This window comes from Kosakonia sp. BYX6 (assembly GCF_038449125.1).
GTDB lineage: Bacteria > Pseudomonadota > Gammaproteobacteria > Enterobacterales > Enterobacteriaceae > Kosakonia > Kosakonia calanthes.
On sequence record NZ_CP151800.1, the window covers coordinates 1,736,832 to 1,753,968 of the forward strand.

At 53.0% G+C, this 17,137-nt stretch carries 12 protein-coding genes; 10 read left to right on the forward strand and 2 right to left on the reverse strand.

The genetic code is table 11. The features are described 5' to 3' along the window. Positions 1 to 56 precede the first annotated feature (56 nt). Positions 57 to 3,392 carry a diguanylate cyclase gene (locus AAEY27_RS08085; protein WP_342324489.1) on the reverse strand — a complete coding sequence of 1,112 codons (3,336 nt, stop codon included), beginning with the start codon at positions 3,390 to 3,392 and terminating at the stop codon, positions 57 to 59. A 353-nt stretch (positions 3,393 to 3,745) separates the two neighbouring features. Between AAEY27_RS08085 and udk the strand changes: the two genes are divergently transcribed. From udk to asmA, 3 genes are all read left to right on the forward strand, one after another. After that, the gene (udk, locus tag AAEY27_RS08090; RefSeq protein WP_342324491.1) at positions 3,746 to 4,387 is read left to right on the forward strand and encodes a uridine kinase; all 642 of its coding nucleotides are present in this window, start codon (positions 3,746 to 3,748) and stop codon (positions 4,385 to 4,387) included. 86 nt (positions 4,388 to 4,473) lie between these two features. Continuing rightward, on the forward strand, positions 4,474 to 5,055 hold the full coding sequence (gene dcd / locus AAEY27_RS08095; RefSeq protein ID WP_342324492.1) for a dCTP deaminase: 582 nt from the start codon (positions 4,474 to 4,476) through the stop codon (positions 5,053 to 5,055). A 25-nt stretch (positions 5,056 to 5,080) separates the two neighbouring features. Beyond that, complete coding sequence (asmA, locus tag AAEY27_RS08100; protein ID WP_342324494.1) at positions 5,081 to 6,931, forward strand: outer membrane assembly protein AsmA; 1,851 nt, start codon at positions 5,081 to 5,083, stop codon at positions 6,929 to 6,931. Between the two features lie 309 nt (positions 6,932 to 7,240). On the opposite strand, the gene AAEY27_RS08105 is transcribed toward asmA, so the two are convergent. Continuing rightward, positions 7,241 to 8,824, reverse strand: a complete 1,584-nt coding sequence (locus AAEY27_RS08105; RefSeq protein WP_342324495.1) for a TerC family protein — start codon at positions 8,822 to 8,824, stop codon at positions 7,241 to 7,243. Positions 8,825 to 9,517: 693 nt separating this feature from the next. On the opposite strand from AAEY27_RS08105, the gene AAEY27_RS08110 reads away from it, so the two are divergent. The 7 genes from AAEY27_RS08110 (at position 9,518) to wcaD (ending at position 17,132) form a co-directional block, all read left to right on the forward strand. Next, on the forward strand, positions 9,518 to 10,660 hold the full coding sequence (locus AAEY27_RS08110; RefSeq protein ID WP_342324497.1) for a polysaccharide export protein: 1,143 nt from the start codon (positions 9,518 to 9,520) through the stop codon (positions 10,658 to 10,660). Between the two features lie 5 nt (positions 10,661 to 10,665). After that, positions 10,666 to 11,109: a low molecular weight protein-tyrosine-phosphatase Wzb gene (wzb, locus tag AAEY27_RS08115; RefSeq protein WP_342324499.1), complete on the forward strand. Its 444-nt coding sequence runs from the start codon at positions 10,666 to 10,668 to the stop codon at positions 11,107 to 11,109. Positions 11,110 to 11,111: 2 nt separating this feature from the next. Beyond that, positions 11,112 to 13,280 carry a tyrosine-protein kinase Wzc gene (gene wzc / locus AAEY27_RS08120; RefSeq protein WP_342324500.1) on the forward strand — a complete coding sequence of 723 codons (2,169 nt, stop codon included), beginning with the start codon at positions 11,112 to 11,114 and terminating at the stop codon, positions 13,278 to 13,280. A 106-nt stretch (positions 13,281 to 13,386) separates the two neighbouring features. Beyond that, entirely contained in the window at positions 13,387 to 14,232 is an 846-nt protein-coding gene (gene wcaA / locus AAEY27_RS08125) for a colanic acid biosynthesis glycosyltransferase WcaA (RefSeq protein ID WP_342324502.1), read from the forward strand. Further along, complete coding sequence (wcaB, locus tag AAEY27_RS08130) at positions 14,232 to 14,723, forward strand: colanic acid biosynthesis acetyltransferase WcaB (RefSeq protein WP_342324504.1); 492 nt, start codon at positions 14,232 to 14,234, stop codon at positions 14,721 to 14,723. The genes wcaA and wcaB overlap by 1 nt, the downstream gene beginning before the upstream one ends. Further along, the gene (gene wcaC, locus AAEY27_RS08135; protein WP_342324506.1) at positions 14,720 to 15,937 is read left to right on the forward strand and encodes a colanic acid biosynthesis glycosyltransferase WcaC; all 1,218 of its coding nucleotides are present in this window, start codon (positions 14,720 to 14,722) and stop codon (positions 15,935 to 15,937) included. The genes wcaB and wcaC overlap by 4 nt, the downstream gene beginning before the upstream one ends. After that, a complete protein-coding gene (wcaD, locus tag AAEY27_RS08140; RefSeq protein ID WP_342324508.1) occupies positions 15,912 to 17,132 on the forward strand; it encodes a colanic acid polymerase WcaD in 1,221 nt (406 codons plus the stop codon). The genes wcaC and wcaD overlap by 26 nt, the downstream gene beginning before the upstream one ends. The last annotated feature ends 5 nt before the right edge of the window (positions 17,133 to 17,137 follow it).

A 17,137-nucleotide genomic window follows, 5' to 3' on the forward strand; every position in this document is an offset into this window, starting at 1 on the left:
GATTTAGCTCGTAGGCCGGATAAGGCGCAGCCGCCATCCGGCAATCAGCCATCCGGCTAGTTGATGGCGAAATAACTGGTGTTAAGCATCAAATCTAATGGCTGCGACTGGGAAATAATATCGCCGTAAATCATATCGATACCGATGCCAGAGAGGGTATCCATCATCATTGGCTGATTCGTCGGCCCGGCGATGCTCTTCAGGCCGAGGCGCTGGGCGTGCCCCTGAATAATGGTCACCATCATCTCATCCATTAAATTGCCGTGGACGTTGGTCACCAGCTCCGGTTCCAGCAGCAAGTAATCGGCCATATGCGGCGCAAGATGGTCGAACACATCCAGATCGTGACCAATATGGCTGAGAATAATGCGGCAACCGGCGTGGCGCAGACGTTTGAGATTCTCAACGATGGTATTGCCTTCGCGCATCAGCGCATCGGCTTGTACCACCAGATGCAGCAAACGCCCCGGCATTGGCCCGCTTTCCAGCATATCCAGCAGTTCATCCACCAGCTTATTACTTGCCAGCCCGGCAACAGAAAGGGGGAGGGCGACGCCAAGCCCTTTACCCGTGACGGCGGCGGCATGCTTACGGAAAAAATCGTGGAACACGCGGCGGTCGAGCGCGCGAAGCAACTCTGGCTCATTCAGATTTGCGCGGAAGGCATGCTCTTCCATCACGTCCCCTTCACTGGTCCACAAACGCAGGGAGAGCAACCAGAAGTTGCACGCTTCCGGCACGCGCGGCGAGGCGACACCGCGCGCAATCAGCAGCAGATGATTGTCTTTAATCATGTGCCACTGCTCGTCCAACGAAATCTTATTGCGCTCATGCAGCATCAAACCTTGCTGCGGCTCGTACACCGTCACCATGCCGCGTCCGTTATTCTTCGACGCGTAACAGGCGATATCCGCCTGCGACATCACTTCCGACGGCTGATGATTATTCTCATCAATCAGCGTGATCCCAGCGCTGGCGCCGATGCGATGCAAACGGCCTTCCCACATAAAGTGGTAATCATTGATCGCTTCGACAATGCGACCGGAAATATAACGCGCGCTTTCGACGTTACAGTCCGGCAGCAGCAAACCGAATTCATCGCCGCCGAGGCGGGCCAGAATATCTGTCGAACGCAGCATGCTGAGCATCAATGCGGAGATTTCGCGCAGCAACGTGTCACCGGCTGCGTGCCCGGCGGTGTCGTTCACTGCTTTGAAACGATCGAGATCGATAAACACCAGTGCGTGACGCTGGTGGAATTCCTGCACCGTTAACAGCAGACGCTTGAGGTGATTTTCAAAACTGACGCGGTTCGCCAGGTGGGTAAGGGCATCGTGCGAGGCGCTATAGCTGAGCTGGCGCAGCATTTTGCGCGATTCAGTGACATCCTGAATAACCAATACCGAACCAATGTTCTGCCCATCCAGCGTGCTTAACGGCGTGATGGTGTAATGAATATCAAAACTGCCGCCGGTGCGGCAATGCAGTACCACATCCTGCTCAATCGCCGTGCGCGACATATCGCCGCTGTGAATATTTTCCATCGCCGGGCCGTTGTCGCCGAAAGTGATGCGCAGCACCGTCATCAGCGGTTGCCCAATGGCGTTTTCCTGTGGCCAGCCGCTCATTTTCTCCGCCACCGGGTTCATAAAGGTGACGTTCATGTCGATATCGGTACAGAGCACCGCTTCGCCGATGGAATCGAGCGTAATGTGCAAACGCTCTTTTTCCTGGAACAGCGCGTCGTTCAGCTGCTTCACTTCGGTCATGTCCATATTGACGCCAAGCAGCCGCTCGACTTCGCCGTTTTTGTTCAGCACGCGGTTTGCCAGCGAGCGGATATGACGAATGCCGTCTTTCACGGCGATGCGGAACTCCAGCTTAAACGGTTTGCGCGCGGCCAGCGCGTCGCGGATCACCCGCTCGGTTTCTGGGCGGTCTTCCGGCAAAATGCGCTCATTCCACAATTGCCAGGTGGGTTTCATGTGCGCAGGGATTTCATACATCTCGAACATGCGTTTATCCCAACTGATAATGTCCGGCTCCAGTTCCCACTCCCAGATGCCAATCCCACCCGCTTCGTTAGCGAGCGTGATGCGCTCCATCAAGCGTTTGTTGACCCACTCGGTCTGTTTCAGATCGTTGATGTCTTCGACTTGAGCAATAAAGTACAGCGGTGTGCCGTCGGCGTGGCGCACCACCGAAACGGCGAGCAGCGCCCAGACCAAATCACCGTTGCGCGTGTAATAGCGTTTTTCCATGGAGTAGCTGGCGATTTCGCCGCGTACCAGTTGTGCAAGCTGCTCAAGATCGGTGTTCAAATCTTCCGGCCAGGTGAGCTGCTGGAACGTCATCAAGCGCAACTCTTCCTGGCTGTAGCCGAGGAACCTGCACAGGGCTTTGTTCACTTGCAACCACTGGCCTTCGGTACCGACCAGCGCCATGCCGATGGCGGAATATTCCATGGCGTTACGAAAACGCTCTTCACTTTCAGTGATGTGCTTGCGCTCGGCGCGAAACGCGTACATCACCATCGTCATCACATTCACCGGCAGCAACATCATCAGGAACGGCAGCCAAGGCGCGTTCATCATTATTCCGTTTCTTGGCGCGCTGATATTGACCACGTTCGGATCGATGGCAATAACCAGCGACACCATCATCACCGTCGCCAGGAAAACCAAAAATGCTTCGAGGCGCGGCAGGCGCACGGCGCTCCACATCAACAGCACAACCACGGCGGTAAACGGCCACGGCAAATAGTGCAGCGCCAGCCAGCTAAGCACCAGCGTCAGCGCGAGCGTGGCGAGGGTTTCCAGCAACAGTTGTGGTTTGCGGTGGCGTAACAGGTAATGCGGTTTATACAGCAGGCCAATCGGCACCAGCGCCAGCGCGCCGATGGCTTCGGAGAGCACCCAAACCACAAAGGTGCGCAGCATGTTGTCTGTCGGCACCAACAGGCAGATAAGTACGCCTCCGACCAAAGGAGGAATCAGCGCGCTGCCGATGGCGAGGCGCACCCAATCGGCCAGATTTTGCAGCGGGTTGTACCAGGGCAGTAGCTTACGTAGCAGTATGGCGCCGACCACGGCTTCAACAATATTGACCGCCGTGTAACGCAAATCGATAAAGGAAACAGAGAACAGCAAGACCGTCGCCGCGACATTGCCCAGCGCGCAGGCCAGCGCAATGCCCGGCCACATCTTTCCAGCATGGCGATAAAACGCCACGGTCATGATCGCGGTGGGAAACCACAGGGGCGCAATGAGGGTGCCAAAACGAAGCAGTTCCAGCGAGAACAGGGTAAAGATGAAAGAAAGCAGCCCTAAACTGATCAGCCGCAGTCCAGGATGTGGTGTGGTAACCAAAACGCGCTGGTATTGTTTTTTCATTACCGCTTAGTCCGCGACCCTGTGCTGTTCGGAACAGAGTCCGACGAATGAAATTTGAATTTTGGATTATGCTAGTACAAACAATTTACAATTCCTATGCCGTGCGCTCATAAATTGACATCATCGTGTTATTAATTACTTAGTCGATGTGCAAAACGCGCGCCGCGCTCCATTTTCGAGCAGATTAATGTGCGAATAGTCACAAGAGATAGCAAAAAACGGCGGCGTTTTATCCCTCCTTGCGGCCAAGCCCTATTCGACTGGTATCACGCACGCGAAATCCCTATAATTGCCGCGTTTGACGCTTTGGCGTCTCCCTTCCTTTACATCCAGGTTATCAGGTCGCTAAATTTATGACTGATCAGTCTCATCAGTGCGTCATTATCGGCATCGCCGGCGCATCCGCTTCAGGCAAAAGTCTTATTGCGAGTACGCTTTATCGCGAATTGCGCGAGCAGGTAGGTGATGAACATATTGGCGTTATTCCAGAAGACAGCTACTACAAAGATCAAAGCCATCTGTCGATGGAAGAACGTGTAAAAACGAACTATGACCATCCAAGCGCGATGGATCACAGCCTGTTATTTGAGCATTTAGAGTCGCTTAAGCGCGGCGAAGCCATTGAGTTACCGGTGTACAGCTATGTTGAACATACCCGTACCCAGGAAACGATTCGTATCGAAGCAAAAAAAGTCATCATTCTGGAAGGGATCCTGCTGCTGACCGATTCACGCCTGCGCAATGCGATGAACTTCTCCATTTTCGTTGATACCCCGCTGGATATCTGCCTGATGCGCCGTATCAAACGCGACGTTAACGAGCGCGGTCGTTCGATGGATTCGGTGATGGCGCAGTATCAAAAAACCGTGCGTCCGATGTTCCTGCAATTTATTGAACCCTCCAAGCAGTACGCCGACATTATCGTGCCGCGCGGCGGTAAGAACCGTATCGCCATTGATATTCTGAAGGCCAAAATCAGCCAATTTTTTGAGTAATACATGTTAGGCTGTCAAACTCAGTGTTAATTAGCCCGGCCCCTGAGGCATTTTCAGGGGCGTGTTGCACCAAAGGAGAATGTGCCATGCGTCTTTGTGACCGAGATATTGAAGCCTGGATGAACGAGGGCCGACTCTCAATTACCCCGCGCCCGCCCGTTGAACGTATTAATGGCGCGACGGTGGATGTCCGTCTTGGCAACAAATTCCGCACATTCAGTGGACATACCGCAGCGTTTATCGATCTCAGCGGCCCTAAACACGAAGTCAGCGCCGCGCTCGACCGCGTAATGAGTGATGAAATCGTGCTGGCCGACGGCGAAGCCTTTTTCCTGCACCCCGGCGAACTGGCCTTGGCGGTTACGTTTGAATCCGTTACGCTGCCGGCGGATCTGGTGGGCTGGCTGGATGGACGTTCTTCGCTGGCGCGCTTAGGGCTGATGGTGCACGTCACCGCGCACCGCATCGATCCCGGCTGGTCAGGCTGCATCGTGCTGGAGTTCTACAATTCCGGCAAACTGCCGCTGGCATTGCGCCCAGGCATGCTGATTGGCGCATTGAGCTTCGAGCCGCTGTCCGGCCCGGCAGAACGCCCTTATAACCGCCGTGAAGACGCGAAATATCGCGATCAGCAAGGCGCGGTTGCCAGCCGCATCGATAAAGACTGAGTGATTCACACCCACTGAGGACGCCATGAGAAGAGTGTTAACCACGCTGATGATCCTGCTGGTCGTGCTGGTCGCTGGCCTGTCAGCGTTGGTGTTGCTGGTAAACCCCAACGATTTTCGTGCTTACATGGTGCGCCAGGTCGAGGCACGTAGTGGCTACGAATTACAGCTTGATGGCCCGTTGCGCTGGCATGTCTGGCCGCAACTTAGCATTCTTTCCGGGCGCATGACGTTAACCGCGCCCGGTGCGCAAACGCCGGTGGTGAAAGCCGACAATATGCGCCTCGACGTCAATCTTTGGCCGTTGCTTTCGCATCAACTGCACGTGAAACAGGTGATGTTGAAAGGGGCGGTTATCCAACTTACACCCGAGAGCAAACCCGCCCCGCAGCAAGACGCGCCTGTCGTCCCCCATGAAAATACCCTGCCGCAAGCGGAAGAAGATCGTGGCTGGTCGTGGGATATCGCAAACCTTCAGGTTGCTGACAGCGTGCTGGTTTTCCAGCATGAAAATGATGACCCGCTAACGGTGCGCGATATTCATCTGCAAATGGAGCAGGACGATCGGCACCAGGCCGCACTTGAGTTTTCCGGGCGCATTAACCGCAATCAACGTGATTTGTCGCTCTCGCTGAATGCGAAAGTGGATGCCCGCGACTACCCGCGCAACCTCAGCGCGGTTATCGAAAAGTTGCAATGGCAACTGCGCGGCGGCGATCTGCCGACACAGGGAATTGAAGGCGAAGGCGAACTTCAGGCGCAGTGGCAAAGCGCTCAGCAACGCCTGACCCTCGACGTCATGAAGCTGCGCGCTAATGACAGTGCGTTGACCGGAAGCGGCAGCGTGACGTTTGGCAGCCTGCCGGTGTGGGCGCTCGATCTGCAATTCGACACGCTCAATCTTGACAAATTATTGCCCCCGGAACCTACCGCCGCAGACAGCGGTAGCCCGATTCAGCAAAGCCAGGTGCAAAACCGCCTGCCGCGCCCGGTGATTGCCAGCGGCGCGGATATACCGCAGTTTAATGGGCTGCGCAGTTTTACCGCGCAGGTCGGCATTACCGCGAAAGAGGTGCGCTGGCGCGGTATGCAGTTTGCCGACGTGAGCGGCCAGTTCAACAACAATGCCGGCATGCTCACCATTCCAACGTTGCAGGGCAAGTTGGGCGATGGGCAGATTTCCCTGCCCGGCGAGCTGGATGTGCGGACCGAGCAATCCCGCGCGGTTTTCCAGCCTCGTCTGGACAATGTTGAAATCGGCAGCATTTTAAAAGCCTTCAATTATCCGATTGCCTTGACCGGCAGCCTGACGATGGCGGGGGATTTTTCCGGCCCGAATATTGATGCCGAAAATTTCCGCCGACACTGGCAGGGCGAGGCGCATGTTGATCTGAAAAATAGCCGTATGGAAGGGCTTAACTTCCAGCAACTGATTCAGCAAGCCGTGGCGCGCAGCAGCGATGTGCAGACGCAGGAAAAATATGACAACGCCACGCGTCTCGACAGCTTCAGCGCGGAATTGTCGCTCAATGATGGGCAAATGACGCTGAGCGACATGCAGGGCACTTCTGCGCTGATTACGCTGACCGGCGAAGGGCAGATGGATCTTGTGAAAGAGCAGGCCGATACGCACTTTAACATTCAGGTGCTGGGTGGCTGGAAAGGGGAGGGCGAGCTTGTCGACTTCCTGAAAAATACGCCGATCCCGTTGCGTGTTTACGGCCAGTGGCAGTCGCTGAATTACAGTTTGCAGGTCGATCAGCTGTTGCGTAAGCATTTGCAGGATGAAGCTAAACGCAAGTTGAACAACTGGGCCGATCGCAATAAAGAGAAGCAGAGCAGCAAGGATGTGAAGAAGCTGCTCGAAAAAATGTGATGGTGGCTGGTGGGGCAATGACGCCTGATGGCGGCTTCGCCTTATCAGGCCTACGCGGGTTTTGTAGGTCGGGTAAGCGTTAGCGCCACCCGACAAATGCCTGATGCGCCTGATCAGGCCTGGGCAGGGTTTGTAGGTCGGTTAAGCGTTAGCGCTACCCGACAAATGCCTGATGGCGGCTTCGCCTTATCAGGCCTACGCGGGTTTTGTAGGTCGGGTAAGCATTAGCGCCACCCGACAAATGCCTGATGGCGGCTGCGCCTTATCAGGCCTACGGATCGACAAGGTGTTATCGGGTTGAATGTTGATTTACACCTCGTAATCGGGTTCGTCGTCGTTTTGCACCGGAATCAACTGTACTTTCTGTACCCGGTGGCTTTCCACTTCCAACGTTTTCAACCGGTAATTGCCCACCTGCACCTCTTCGCCGGGCGTTGGTACCCGCTGCAAATACTCCATCAACAACCCGGCAATGGTGTGATACTCGCGCTTATCATCCAGCGGTAGCGGCACATATTGCACCAAATCCTCCAGCGGCATATGGCCGTTCGCCGTCCAACTACCATCGCTGTTTTTCTGAATATCATGGCGGGCGTCGATCTCTTCCACTTCGTTAGGCAGATTCCCGGCGATGGTTTCCATCACATCGCTCAACGTTACCACCCCTTCCACAGAACCAAACTCATCTACCACAAAGGCAAAGTGCGTGCGGGCGTTACGGAACTGCTCCAGCGCTTGCAGCAGTGGCAAACCTTCCGGGAACACCAGCGGCTGGCGCACCAGCACGCGTAAATCCAGCGGATCACCATGCAGCGATTGCTGCAACAAATCGAGAATATGCACCACGCCCAGCAGTTGCTCTTCATCTTCTCCGCCGGTGACCACCACGCGCGTGTGCTGATTTTTATCCAGCAGCGCGCGAATTTCCTCTTCCGGCGCGCTGAGATCAATATGTTCAATGTCATGGCGAGACGTCATGATGCTGCTCACCGTGCGCTGATTGAGATTCAGCACGCGCTCGATCATCCGCCGCTCTTGCGGGTTGAACAGCTGGCTATCATCGCTATCGCGCAGCATCGACGCCGTGTCGGCATCCAGTTCCGCATCCTCTTTGCGCCCGCTTAACAGGCGCATCACTGTTTCGGTGGTGCGCTGGCGCAATGTCTGATTGGCAAACAGAAAACGTCGACGGTTAAAGATAGCCAACTGGTTCAGGGCTTCAATCATCACCGAGAAGCCAATCGCGGCGTACAAATACCCCTTCGGAATATGGAAGCCAAAGCCATCGGCGACGAGACTAAAGCCAATCATCAGCAGGAAGCTCAGGCAAAGAATCACGATTGTTGGGTGATTATTGACAAAGCGGGTCAGGGATTTGCTGGCCAGCAGCATCAACGAAATCGCGATCACGACCGCCGCCATCATCACCGCCAGGTGGTCAACCATACCGACGGCGGTGATCACCGAGTCGAGAGAGAAAACGGCGTCCAGCACCACAATTTGCGTGACCACCGCCCAGAACTTCGCGCCGCGCCGCTGCGTGGGGTTGTCACTGTCTTTCCCTTCGAGGCGCTCATTGAGCTCCACGGTGGCTTTGAAGAGCAGGAACAAGCCGCCGACCAGCATAATCAGGTCGCGGGCGCTAAAACTTAAACCGCGGACGGTAAAGAGAGGTTGAGTCAGGGTGACCAGCCAGGAAATCGACGCCAGAAGTAACAGACGCATCAACATGGCGAGTATCAGACCGGTTACTCGCGCGCGATCGCGCTGTGAAGGCGGCAATTTTTCAGCAAGAATCGCAATAAAGACCAGGTTATCAATGCCGAGCACTAACTCGATCACCACCAGCGTGACCAGCCCTGCCCAGATTGACGGATCGGCAATCCATTCCATCGTTAACGTAATACCCTCTGTAATATGATAATTCTCACGAATTGATCATGGATAAAGCTGCCGCAAAATGCAATGCCACCCTACGATTATTCTTATTTAATATGACAAATAGAATATATTTAAATCTCATTTCCTTATTATCGCGGGGGTTAATTATAGGTATTTAAACCCGCTAATTAGGAAATGTCGTATAGGTAAGTTCATGTAAATCTGCTGTCAATATGCGTTTATTCCTAAAACTTAAAAAATTTGCTCTTAATATTATTCTTAAAAAAGGCATTATCGCAGGATGTTACCTTGCCTGCTATTCGCTTAGCTGCAACAATTCTTGCAGCATCATTCAAATATACCAGCGATGTTATTTTCAGCATTGTTATTCAATGCGGAAACCGATACCCGCCGTATTCTGTTTGACCCGCGAGCCATTGCGGGCGGACGAGGATGTAAAGGATGACTATCAATGACTTATCGATGAACAGTAGATTGGTAACTGTAAGCCAGGGGCGGTAGCGTGCCTGTCGGCATGACAATCAGCCTGGATTATTCTGTAATCGTATGTGGTTGAATAAATGCTTTTTAGGATTGATGCTAGTTATATTTCTTCGCAATTAACTGCATTCTGATTCTGTGTACAGCTTGAGCGCTTATTTAAATCGCACAGGATAATTACTCTGTTAAAGTGATAAATAATCAATGATGAAATCTAAAACGAAATTGATGCCATTATTGGTGTCCATAAGCTTGATGAGTGGCTGCACCATTTTCCCCGGTAGCAATATGTCTACGATGGGAAAGGATGTGATTAAACAGCAGGATGCAGACTTTGATTTAGACAGCATGGTGAACGTTTATCCATTGACTCCGCGTCTGATTGAACAATTGCGCCCGCGTGTCAATGTTGCTCAACCAAATATGTCTTTGGATCAGGAAATTTCTTCTTATGAATACCGTGTTGGTCCTGGTGACGTACTCAATGTCACTGTTTGGGATCACCCGGAATTGACCACGCCAGCCGGTCAGTATCGTAGTTCAAGCGATACCGGCAACTGGGTTCAACCGGATGGCACCATGTTTTACCCGTACGTCGGCAAAGTGCGCGTCGTCGGTAAAACCCTTGCTGAGATCCGTAGTGATATTACCGGCCGCTTAGCGACATACATTGCTGATCCGCAGGTGGACGTTAATATCGCCGCGTTCCGCTCGCAAAAAGCCTATATCTCCGGTCAAGTAAACAAATCAGGCCAACAGGCCATCACCAACGTCCCGCTGACTGTTCTTGATGCCATCAACGCCGCTGGCGGGCTCACCGACAACGCCGACTGGCGTAATGTTGTGTTGACGCACAAAGGCCAGGAACAGCGCATCTCCTTGCAGGCGCTGATGCAAAACGGCGACCTGAGCCAGAACCGTCTGCTCTACCCTGGCGACATTCTGTTCGTGCCGCGTAATGACGATCTGAAAGTGTTCGTCATGGGCGAAGTGAAAAAACAGAGCACGCTCAAAATGGACTTCAGCGGCATGACGCTGACCGAAGCACTTGGCCAGGCGGAAGGTATCGATCTGACCACTTCCAACGCCAGCGGCATCTTTGTGATTCGCCCACTTAAAGGCAGCGAGGGTGGCCGTGGTAACAAGATTGCCAATATTTACCAGCTCGATATGTCGGATGCTACCTCACTGGTAATGGCGACCAATTTCCGACTCCAGCCGTATGACGTGGTTTACGTGACAACCGCACCGGTGGCGCGTTGGAACCGTCTTATCAATCAGTTGCTGCCGACAATCAGTGGTGTTCGCTACATGACAGATACGGCCAGCGACGTTCATAACTGGTAATGCGCATGTTCAACAAAATTCTGGTGGTATGTGTGGGGAACATTTGTCGTTCCCCGACAGCAGAACGGCTGCTGAAAAAATACCAACCCGCGTTAACGGTGGCGTCAGCCGGGCTGGGCGCGCTGGTTGGGCACAGTGCCGATTCCAGTGCCATGAATGTCGCGGCGGATCACCAACTTTCTCTGGATGGGCATACCGCGCGGCAAGTCTCCGGGAAAATGTGTCGTGATTACGATCTGATTCTGGTCATGGAAAAACGACACATTTCCAGGTTGTGTGAGATAGCCCCCGAGATGCGTGGCAAGGTCATGTTGTTTGGCCACTGGGATAACGAGCGGGAGATTCCCGATCCGTATCGCAAAAGTCGTGAAGCTTTTGAAGCTGTTTACACCTTACTTGACCAGTCTGCCCGCCATTGGGCGCAGGCGTTGCAAGCTCAGCAGGGATAATAATGACAGAGAAAACACACCATTCGCATTCTGCTGCCCCGGTGGTGGGCAATGACGAAATCGATATTGGCCGATTGCTCGGCACAATCATTGAGGCTCGCTGGTGGGTACTGGGCATCACTTCGGTGTTTGCACTGGTCGCGCTCGTGTACTGCCTGTTCGCGACGCCCATCTACAGTGCTGATGCACTGGTGCAGATCGAACAAAACACCGGCAGCTCGCTGGTTCAGGATCTGAACAGCGCATTGACCAACAAACCGCCGGCGTCCGACGCTGAAATCCAACTTATCCAGTCACGTCTGGTGCTGGGCAAAACCGTTGACGATCTTGATCTCGACATCTCCGTGGTAAAAAACACTTTTCCACTGTTTGGTGCGGGTTGGGATCGTTTGATGGGTCGCCAGAACGAAACCGTGAAAGTCACTACGTTCACGCTGGCGAAAGGCATGGCGGAACAAACCTTTACGGTGAAAGTGCTGAGCCCGAAACAGTATCTGTTAAGCAGTGACGGCGGTTTTGAAGCACGCGGCGAAGTCGGCAAACTGTTGAGTAAAGACGGCGTCACCATGATGGTGGGCGCGATTCAGGCCTCGAACGACAGCGAATTCACCGTGACCAAATTCTCGACGCTTGGCATGATCAACAATCTGCAAAACAACCTGACGGTAATGGAAAACGGTAAAGATACCGGGGTGCTGAGCCTGAGCTACACCGGCGAAGATCGCGACCAGATCCGCGCCATTCTTAACAGCATCACCCGTAACTACCTCGAGCAGAACATTGCGCGCAAGTCAGAAGAAGCAGAAAAGAGCCTGATCTTCCTTGATAAGCAACTGCCGGAAGTGCGTCAGAACCTGGACGTAGCGGAAGACAAGCTCAATACCTACCGCCAGACGAAAGATTCCGTTGACCTGCCGCTGGAAGCGAAATCGGTACTCGACTCGATGGTTAACATCGACTCGCAGTTAAACGAATTGACCTTTAAAGAAGCGGAAATCTCCAAGCTTTATACCAAAGTGCACCCGGCGTACCGCACGCTGCTGGAAAAACGCCAGGCACTGGAAGATGAGAAAGCGAAACTGAATAACCGCATTACCGCGATGCCGCAAACGCAACAGGAAATTGTTCGCCTGACGCGTGACGTGGAATCCGGTCAGCAGGTGTACATGCAGTTGCTGAACAAACAGCAAGAACTGCGCATTACACAGGCCAGTACCGTGGGGGATGTGCGTATCGTCGACCCGGCCATTACCCAGCCTGGCGTACTGAAACCGAAGAAAGCGCTGATCATTCTCGGCAGCATTATTTTGGGTCTGATTATCTCGGTGGTTGGTGTGCTGTTGCGCGCGCTGTTCAACCGTGGAGTCGAAAGCCCGCAGGTTCTGGAAGAGCATGGCATCAGCGTTTACGCCAGCATCCCGCTGTCCGAGTGGCAAAAAGCGCGGGATAGCGTCAAAACCATCAAAGGCGCGAAGCGTTACAAGCAGAGCCAGTTGCTGGCGGTCGGTAACCCAACCGATCTGGCGATTGAAGCGGTACGTAGCCTGCGCACCAGCTTGCACTTCGCCATGATGCAGGCCAACAACAACGTATTGATGATGACCGGGGTCAGCCCGTCAATCGGTAAAACCTTTGTCTGCGCCAACCTGGCGGCAGTGATTAGCCAGACCAACAAACGTGTGCTGCTGATCGACTGCGATATGCGTAAAGGCTACACCCACGAACTGTTGGGCACGGACAACATTAACGGTCTGTCGGATGTGCTGGCAGGGAAAGGCTCGGTAGAAAACTGTGCGAAACCAACCTCGATCAGCAATTTCGACCTGGTTCCACGTGGTCAGGTGCCGCCGAACCCGTCTGAACTGTTGATGAGCGAGCGCTTCTCGCAATTGGTGAAATGGGCCAGCAGCCAGTATGACCTGGTGCTGATCGATACCCCACCAATCCTCGCGGTAACGGATGCCGCCGTCGTCGGTCGCCATGCAGGCACCACGCTGATGGTCGCGCGTTACGCCGTGAACACGCTGAAAGAGATCCAGACCAGCCTGAGCCGCTTCGAGCAGAACGGTATTCAGGTGAAAGGGGTGATCCTGAACTCGATTTTCCGTCGCGCCAGTGGTTATCAGGATTACGGTTACTACGAATACGAATACAAGTCCGATTCGAAATAACAAGACCCACACCTCTACCCTCCGCGCGCTCCGCCTTCTCCCTTTATAAGGGGGAGGGACGGAGTGAGGGCAAAAGCGGCATGTTGAACGCATTAGGGATCGCATCATGAGCACAACAGCAAACCCATTAATTTCAATTTATATGCCAACCTGGAACCGGCAGCAGCTGGCAATCCGCGCCATTAAATCGGTGCTGCGCCAGGATTACCCGCATTGGGAAATGATCATCGTCGATGACTGCTCCGCGTCGTTCGAACAGCTACAACAGTTTGTTGAGGAATTGGGTGACGCGCGCGTGAGCTACACGCGCAACGCTATCAACTCCGGCGCCTGCGCAGTGCGCAACCAGGCTATTTTGCAGGCCACCGGCCAGTACATCACCGGGATTGATGACGATGATGAATGGACGCCGAACCGCCTGTCGGTATTCCTGGCGAATAAACATCTCCTCACTACGCGCGCGTTTCTCTACGCCAATGACTATGTCTGCCAGGGCGAAGTGTACGCGCAACCGGCCAGTTTGCCGCTGTATCCCAAATCGCCGTTCTCCCGCAAGTTGTTCTATAAGCGCAACATTGTGGGTAACCAGGTGTTTACCTGGGGCTGGCGCTTCAAAGAGTGTCTGTTCGATACCCAGCTAAAAGCCGCTCAGGATTACGACATTTTCCTGCGGATGGTGGAAGAGTACGGAGAGCCGTGGAAAATCGAAGAGGCCACGCAAATCCTGCACATCAACCACGGTGAAATGCAGATCACCTCTTCGCCGAAGAAATTTTCCGGCTACTTCCATTTTTATCGCAAGCACAAAGACAAGTTCGACCGTGCCAGCAAAAAATATCAGCTCTTTACGTTGTACCAGATCCGTAATAAGCGGATGAACTGGCGCACGCTGCTAACGCTGTTTTCGCTGCGTAACGGCAAACGTCTGGCTGATGGCCTGCGGGGGAAATAATGCGACTGGAAGATTTTCGCGCGAACCACTGGAACCTGCGCCCGTGCTGCATGGTTGCGGCCTATCGCATTGCACACTTTTGTTCGGTATGGCGTAAAAAGCATGTCATCAACAACCTATGGGCGGCGCCGGTCATTCTGTTGTACCGCTTTATCACCGAATGCCTGTTTGGTTACGAGATTCAGGCCGCTGCGACCATCGGTCGCCGTTTCACCATTCATCATGGCTATGCGGTGGTGATCAACAAAAACGTCGTTGCCGGGGATGATTTCGTGATTCGTCACGGCGTGACCATCGGTAATCGCGGCGCGGATAACATGGCCTGCCCGGTCATTGGCAACAGCGTTGAGCTGGGCGCGAACGTGGTCATGATCGGCGAAATTACGATCGGAAATAATGTCACCGTCGGCGCGGGCAGTGTGGTGCTCGACAGTGTGCCGGATAACGCGTTGGTGGTGGGTGAGAAAGCGCGTGTGAAGGTGATCAAATGAATATTTTGCAATTTAATGTTCGCCTCGCTGAAGGAGGCGCTGCGGGCGTCGCGCTGGATTTACACCAGCGCGCGCTGCAACAGGGTATCCAGTCGCGTTTTATTTACGGCTATGGCAAAGGCGGCAAAAAAAGCGTCAGCCACGACAATTATCAACACGTCTACAAGCAGACTCCGCGTCTGACCTCTATCGCGAACCTGGCGCTGTTCCGCCTGTTTAACCGCGATGTTTTCGGCAATCTGAACAATCTTTATCGCACGGTGACCCGCACTGAAGGGCCGGTGGTTATCCATTTCCACGTGATGCACAGCTACTGGCTGAACCTGCAAGATGTTGTCGAATTTTGCCAGAAAGTGAAGGCGCACAAGCCGGATGTCACTTTCGTCTGGACGCTGCATGACCACTGGAGCGTGACCGGGCGTTGCGCCTTTACCGATGGCTGTGAAGGCTGGAAAAGCAACTGCCAGAAATGCCCGACGCTGGCGAACTATCCGCCGGTGAAAGTCGATCGCGCACATCAATTAGTGGCCGGTAAACGCCAGTTATTCAACGATATGCTGGCGCTGGGCTGCCAGTTTATCTCCCCGAGCCAGCACGTGGCGGACGCCTTTAACAGCCTGTACGGCGCCGGGCGTTGCCGCATTATCAATAACGGTATTGATGTCGCGACAGAAGCGATTCTCGCGGAGCTGGCGCCAGTCAAAGTGACGCAAGGGAAACCGAAAATCGCCGTGGTCGCCCACGATTTGCGCTACGACGGCAAAACCAATCAACAATTGGTACGCGACATTATGGCGATGGAAGACCGCGTTGAGCTGCATACTTTCGGCAAGTTCTCGCCGTTTGAAGCGCCGAACGTGGTTAACCATGGCTTTCTGACCGATAAGCGCAAATTGATGAGTGAACTCAACGAGATGGATGCGCTGGTATTTACCTCAAGAGTCGATAACTATCCGCTGATTTTGTGCGAAGCGCTGTCGATCGGTGTGCCGGTGATTGCCACCCACAGCGATGCGGCGCGGGAAGTGTTGCAGAAATCAGGCGGCAAAACGTTCAGCGAACAGGAGGTGCTGCCGCTGGTGCAGTGCCATAAAGCAGAAATCGCGCAGGCAGTGTTTGGTGAAAGCCTTGACGCGTTTCGCGCGCGTAGCCGTCAGGCTTACAGCGGTCAACAGATGCTGGAGGAATATGTCTCGTTCTATCAGAATCTGTAGCTATTTGCTGCTGCCGCTCATTTACCTGCTGGTTAACGTCAAAATCTTGCAGTTAGGTGAAAGTTTCCCGATAACCATCGTCACCTTTTTACCCGTGTTGTTGCTGCTCTATGTTGAGCGCATCAGCCTGAAGAAGTTGATGATAGCCCTGGGAATGGGCGCCGGATTAACCCTGTTCAACTTCCTTTTCGGTAAATCGTTGGATGCCAGCAAATACGTCACATCGACAATGCTGTTTGTCTACATCGTGATCATTATTGGCATGGTGTGGAGTATTCGCTTCAAAACGATATCGCCGCATAACTATCGTAAGATTTTGCGCTTTTTTTATGCTGTAGTGGCGATGATCGTCGCGCTGGCGGCAATGGAAATGGCACAGATAATTCTTACTGGCGGCAGTAGTTTAATGGAAGCAATTTCGAAATATCTTATTTACAGTAACAGTTACGTGCTGAATTTTATCAAGTTCGGCGGTAAACGAACCACTGCGCTCTATTTCGAACCGGCATTCTTCGCTCTGGCGTTAATCTCAATTTGGCTCAGCATCAAACAGTTTGGTATCAAAACTCCGAAAACCGATGCTATGATTTTGGCAGGGATAGTGCTTTCGGGATCGTTTTCTGGGGTAATGACATTTATCCTGTTTTACTTGCTGGAATGGGCTTTCCAGTATCTGAACAAAGACGCGATCCGCAAAAAGTTACCGTTGGCAATTATTTCACTGGCGGTGTTTATTGTCGGCATAGTATTTGCTTTTCCATACATCGCTACACGCCTCGGCGATTTAGGAACGGAAGGCTCTTCCTCTTATTACCGTATTATCGGTCCGCTTGTGATGGTGGGATATTCACTGACCAATATTGATGGTGTAGTAAGATTCGGCTCACTTTATGAATATGTCGCATCATTCGGAATCTTTAACGGTGCAGACGTCGGAAAAACAATAGACAATGGGTTGTATCTGCTGATCATTTATTTTTCATGGTTTGCGATATTACTGAGCGGATGGTACTTGTTTAAAGTGGCTAAAATGACGATGAATGCCTTTGGCAATAATCAGAATTTTCGCGTTCAACTTTACTTGTTTACTCCGATATCGTTGTTTTTTACGGGGTCTATCTTTAGCCCGGAATATGCGTTTTTAATTGTATGTCCGTTTATTCTGCGTAAAGCGTTGAATATCGTGAATTCATGAAAGAG